This window comes from Corallococcus llansteffanensis (genome assembly GCF_003612055.1).
In the GTDB taxonomy this organism is placed as follows: Bacteria; Myxococcota; Myxococcia; order Myxococcales; family Myxococcaceae; genus Corallococcus; species Corallococcus llansteffanensis.
In genome coordinates this window covers 1-5764 of sequence record NZ_RAWB01000611.1, presented here as the reverse complement: position 1 = coordinate 5764, position 5764 = coordinate 1, and the positions used below count along the sequence as shown (strand labels likewise).

General features: G+C 72.0%; 3 protein-coding genes. All 3 read left to right on the top strand.

Annotated elements, in window-relative coordinates:
- Window positions 1–2070, top strand: a 2070-nt coding sequence (locus tag D7V93_RS45430; protein WP_167509537.1) for a hypothetical protein, incomplete at its 5' end; no start/stop codon positions are given.
- Between the two features lie 10 nt (window positions 2071–2080).
- Window positions 2081–4144, top strand: coding sequence for an ATP-binding protein (locus D7V93_RS36400; protein ID WP_120647731.1), 2064 nt, complete (start codon window positions 2081–2083; stop codon window positions 4142–4144).
- Between the two features lie 20 nt (window positions 4145–4164).
- On the top strand, window positions 4165–5764 hold a 1600-nt coding region (locus D7V93_RS36395; protein WP_147451525.1), incomplete at its 3' end, for a hypothetical protein.

Genomic DNA, 5764 nt, shown 5'->3' with positions numbered 1-5764 from the left:
GGGGTGGGCCGGACGGTCATCGGGCGGCTGCGGCTGCGGGGGACGGACCTGGATCCGCTCTCCGCGAAGCTGCGGCTGGAGAGCCTGCTGAGCGGCGCCCACCTCTCGCCCGTGGGTCTGCCGCCCTCGGCCACCGTGTGCATCCGCCGGCTCGTGGATCCGAAGCCGGGGGTGCTGCCGGTGCGGCAGTTCGCGCCGAGCCCACCGCCCGCGTGGGATGAGGCGTTCAGTGCCGCGCTGAGCGCGCAGCTCGCGCGCGCGGCGCGGCCCGCGCAGGGCCCGGTGCCTCCGAGCGCCGAGGCCGTGCTGTTCCTGGACCCGTCGGAGCTGCTGGCCTGTCTGGCCAGTGACGTGTGGCGGGGGACGGCCGCCGTGCACTGGTGGTGGAAGGGGCTCTTTCCCAGCGCGGACCTCGCGCTTCGCGTGGTGGCCGAGTGGCTGCGCCGGCCCGAGTACGTCCCCGCCGCGCTGGAGGCCGTGGCCCGCAGGAGCGAGGCCCGGCCGGTGCTGTCGCTGTTCAGCGGGGACGAGGCACGCACGCTGCTTGCCCGGGTCTGCGTCACGCAGGGGCTGCCCGCGCTGGCGTCCGCGCTCGGGGCGTTCGAGGAGGAAGCAGCGCGGGATGAAGTGATGCCGAAGTCGCGGCCTCGGGTTGCGAAGGAGGAACGTGTCTCCGGAAGCGGCGCCGTGCCGCTCACGCCGTGGGAGGCGTGGGTTCCGGAGGCGCGAGCGCCGGGGCTGGGGAGGGAGCACCAGACGCTGCTGGGCGTGGCGCTGATGCTTCGACGTGCGCCCCTGGAAGCGCGCCATGCGGCGTTCATTCCGGCCGTGGTCGCCTGGCGACGCGAGGAAGCACGCGTGACCACCGGGGACGGGACACGCGAGCCCGTGCGCTCCGTGGGCGTGACGCCGGAGTCCCGCCCGGAGTCAGGTGCCGAGGAGGTCCAGGCGCTGGCCCCGCGTGTACCGGGTGCGCGAGCCGTGCAGCCGATTGCCCCCGAGCAGGTGGAGCTGGGTCCCCTGCCCTCTGCCGCGCGGTCCACGGAGGCTCCGAGGCTGGAGCCTGCATCGCGAAGAGAGCCCACCGATACCTCCACGCCTGCTCTGACGTCTCCGTTCGCGGTTCCTCCACTCGCGGCGTCCATTGAAGCCCCGGTGTGGCCGATCCACGTGGAAGCCTCCGCGACGCCCTCCGTCGTGATGCTCGCGCCGGAGCCCACCTCCGCGCCTCAAGCGCCGCCGCCACTGCCCGGGCTGCTGCCCTCCAGCGAGACGCGGTTCATTTCCGCGCCGGGACGTGGGTGGGGCCTGCCCATCTCGACGGGGCTGGGCGGCCTCTTCTACCTGGTCAACGTGGGCCTCTTCCTGGAGTTCTACGGGGACTTCACGCAGCCCGCGTTCCCCTGCCTCCCGCTGCCTCTGTGGGACTTCGTCGCGCTGCTGGGGCAGCGACTGCTCGGGGATGCGCGGCCTTCGGACGCGGTGTGGAAGGTGCTGGCCCTGCTCTCCGGTCGCAGGCCGGGCGAGGCTCCGGGTCACGCCTTCGAGCCGCCCGAAGATTGGCGCGTGCCTGAATCCTGGCTGCGAGCCTTCCGCACGCAGGGGGCAGCGGCCTGGACGTGGAGCCTCACCGACAGGCGGCTGCGCGTGCGTCACCCCGCGGGCTTCCTCGTGCTCGACATCCTTGCGCCTGAGCCGTCCGACTCCGCCGAAGCCCTCGTGCGGCGCGAGCTGGCTCTCTTCTCCACCGGGCACACCTTCACGCTGGAGCCTGGTGATGTGCCCGCGCCCACGGGTCCCGGAGCGACGCCGTTGGAGCGGTGGCTGGGCTGGCTCGTCCCGTATGTCCGCGCCCGGCTGTCGCGTGCGCTGGGCGTTCCCCCGGACGACACGGAGGCGCTGGAGCGCATGTTGCTCATGCACGACGCACGGCTGCACCTGACGGAGACGCACGTGGACGTGGTGCTCGCGCTGGCGCAGCTCCCGCTGGAGGTGCGCGTGGCGGGGCTGGACCGGGACATCGGTTGGATTCCCTCCGCCGGCCGGCACCTCACCTTCCACTTTGAATGAACCAGGCGCCATGTCCGACACCCCGACCGCCGCCACGCCGCCCGACGCCCTGGAGCACTTCAAGCTCCACTTCTTCGCCGCCGCCACGCGCGTGCTGTCCCAGGCCGCGCGCACGTTCGGCGGCGAGGACGCGATGCTCGCGCGCTTCCCCTTCCTCACCGCGTACCGCGAGGAGCTGACCGGGCTGGGCGTGGGCTCGCTGGAAGAGGAGAACGGCCCCGGCAACTGGCCCGAAGCCCTCGCCGCGTGGGAGGCGGACGTGGAAGGCCACCTGCCCCTGCGCGCGCTGCGGGAGGCCGCGGACCTGGACGGGGATGCCCTCGCGTTGCTGCTCGCCGTGGGCATGGTGGAGGAGGACGCGCGCTTCGGAGCCCTCTTCGCCGCGCTCCAGGGCACGCCCACCGTGCACCGGCCCACGCTGGGGCTCCTCAACGCATGCTGGCGCGGCGAGGACGACCGGGGCGAGGTGCGCACCTTCCTGCGCCGCCTGATGGAGCTGGGGCTGGTGGAGGTCATCAACCGCGACACGCCCCGCTCCGAGTGGGCGCTCCACGTCCCCGGCGCCGTCTGGGACGCGCTGCGCGGCGAGGCCCCGGAGACGCTGACCCCGTGGATGAAGCACCACGCGCTGGCCACGCTGGAGCACGACGAGCCGCTGCTCATCCCCGAAGCGCTGCACGAGGCCATGGCGAGGCTGCCCGCGCTGCTCGCCTCCGGGGAAGCACGGGCCGTGGTGGTGCGAGGCCCCCGGCACAACGGCCGGCGCACCCTGCTGCGCACCGTGGCGAAGGCCCTGGGCCGGGGCGTGCTGGAGGTGGAGGGCCCGGAGAAGGCCGACGACGAGCGCTGGCGCATGGTGGGCGCGCTGGCCACGCTGCTGCACGCGCTGCCCGTGGCGGTGTTGGACCCGGCGCCCGGAGAGGCCGCCGGGGTGCCCCGGTTGCCGGGCCTGGATGGGCCCTTCGGAGCGGTGCTCGGCCGGCTGGGCGGCGTCAGTGGAGAGGGCGTGGATCGCGCCCTCACGCTCGCGGTGGACATGCCCGGGCCGCGGGAGCGGGCGCTGCACTGGGAGCGGGCGCTGGCCGGGAGGCCCTGTCCGGCCCTGGAGGAGATCAGCGGCCGCTTCCGCTACACGCGCGGCAACATCCGGCGCGCGGCGAAGCTGGCCCAGGCGCACGCGGCGCTCGCCGGACGCACGGCGGTGGAGCCCGAGGACGTGCGCGAGGCGGGGCGAGCCCTCAACCGGCAGGCGCTGGACACGCTCGCCGTGCGGCTGACGTCCACGGTGGACTGGACCCAGCTCGCGGTGGGCGGTGAGACGATGCGCGAGCTGCGCCACCTGGAGGCCCGCTGCCGGGGTCGTGAGCGGCTGGGCGGCGTCGTGGGTGGCACGCTGGCGAGGCAGCTCACCCCGGGCGTGCGCGCCCTCTTCCAGGGCCCCAGCGGCACGGGCAAGACACTGGCCGCGCGGCTCATCGCGTCGGTGCTCCAGTTGGACGTGTACCGGGTGGAGCTGTCGTCGGTGGTGAACAAATACATCGGCGAGACGGAGAAGAACCTCGCGCGCATCTTCGCGCTCGCTGAGGAGCTGGACGTGGTGTTGCTCTTCGACGAGGGCGACTCGCTCTTCGCGAAGCGCACGGGCGTGAGCTCGTCCACGGACCGCTACGCGAACCTGGAGACGAACTACCTGCTCCAGCGCATCGAGTCCTTCGAGGGCATCCTGCTCGTCACCACCAACGCGGCCGAGTCCATCGACTCGGCCTTCCAGCGGCGCATGGACGTGGTGGTGGACTTCCGGGCACCGGATGCCTCCGAGCGCTGGGCCATCTGGCAGATGCACCTGCCCACCGCGCACGCGGTGGACACGGGGCTGCTGCGCGAGGTGGCCATGCGCTGCAACCTGAGCGGAGGGCAGATCCGCAACGCCGTGCTGCACGCATCGCTGCTGGCCATGGAGGACGGGGAACCCATGGCGAGCGCGCACCTGGAGGCCGGAGTGGTGCGCGAGTACCGCAAGGCCGGGGATGTCTGTCCGCTGCGCCGTCAGGGCGCCGTGTCCCTCAGGGGCTGAACCGGAGAGAGAACGCCGCCATGGCCGTCGCTGCCAGAGCCGCCGCCCGAGGAGGACCCGCCCGCGCCGCGGCGGCCCCGGCGCGCGCGGCGGGCGGTGCCACCTCCGCGGAAGCGCCCGGTGGCGCGGCGGTGAAGGTGGGCGGTGACGCGGAGAAGGACCCCAGGTTCCGCAAGGTCATCGAGCAGTTGGAGAAGAGCGCCCAGAAGACAAGGAAGCACCCGCCCGCGTCGAAGAAGGCCGCCGAGGCCCAGGCCGCCGCCGTCTCCCCACCCAACGAAAGGAACGCAGGGGCGAAGGCCAACCAGGTCGACGCCATGAAGTCCGCCGAAGCGCCCAAGGCCGAGCCCAACGGTTTCCTCGCGCTGCTGCGCGCCGAAATCGAAAAGGTGATGCCCAAGAACCTGGACGACGCGGACAAGTTCATGAAGGGCAGTGAGACGGAGCAGGTGAAGGGCGCCGTCTCGGGGGGTGTGAAGGACCAGAAGGACACCGCCGCCGGTCCCACCGAGCAGGCCACCGCGGCACCTCCGGATCCAAGCGCCGTCCCGGCCCGAGCGGCTTCGCCCATGCCGGAGGACCCGGCGGCACCGCCCACGCCCGTCAACACCGCGGAGGCGATGCCCGCGCCGAAGCCGGCTGGCGAAGTGCAGGCGCTCCAGAGCCCGAAGAAGGACGCCGACCAGCAGATGAAGGACGCGGACCTCACGCCGACGCAGTTGCAGAAGGCGAACGACCCGCGCTTCTCCGCCGTCCTCTCCGCGAAGACGAACGTGGAGAAGACCGCCACTGCCGCACCCGGCAAGTACATCTCCAGCGAGAAGGCCACGCTGGGCCAGGCGGCCGCTCAGGCCACGGGCATTGGGAAGACCAGCCTCAACCAGATGGCTGGGGTGAAGACGTCCAGCGGCTCCAAGGTGAAGACGCGCCAGATGCTGGCGAAGGCGAAGGACGAAGCGCGCCGCAAGGAAGTCACCGACACGATTGAAAGGCTGTACCAGCAGACGAAGGTGAAGGTGGAGACGAAGCTCTCCACGCTCGAAACCGACGTCATGCGTCTCTTCGACGTCGGGGCCGAGGCCGCCCTGGCGGACATGAAGTCCTACGCCAACCGCGAAATCGACCGCTTCAAGGAGGACCGCTACTCGGGCCTCACCGGTGGCGCACGATGGATCGCGGACCTCTTCCGCGACGTCCCCGAGGGCATCAAGGTCATCCTGCGCGCAGCACGCGGGCGCTTCGCCACGCGCATGGACGCCCTCGCGGTGCGCATCTCCGCGACGGTGGACAACCGGCTGGCGGACGCGAAGGCCGAAGTCGACAAGGGCCAGGCCGCCATCAAGACGTACGTGGCCAGCCTGCCGCGCGACCTCCAGGCCGTCGGGAAGCAGGCGCAGCAGGAAGTCGCCAGCCGCTTCGACGAGCTGCGCAGCGGCATCGACGCGAAGAAGAACGACCTCGCGCAGAAGCTCGCCCAGAAATACAAGGAGGCGCACGACAAGGCCGACGCCGCCCTCAAGAAGCTCGAGGACGAGAACAAGGGCGCCCTCAAGGGCCTCGTGGATGCCATTGGGGAGATCATCAAGATCCTCTCCGAGTTCAAGGACAAGCTGATGGCGG

Coding starts and splice junctions, on each gene's coding strand:
- D7V93_RS36400 (WP_120647731.1), top strand. CDS start 2,081: ATGTCCGACACCCCGACCGCCGCCACGCCGCCCGACGCCCTGGAGCAC.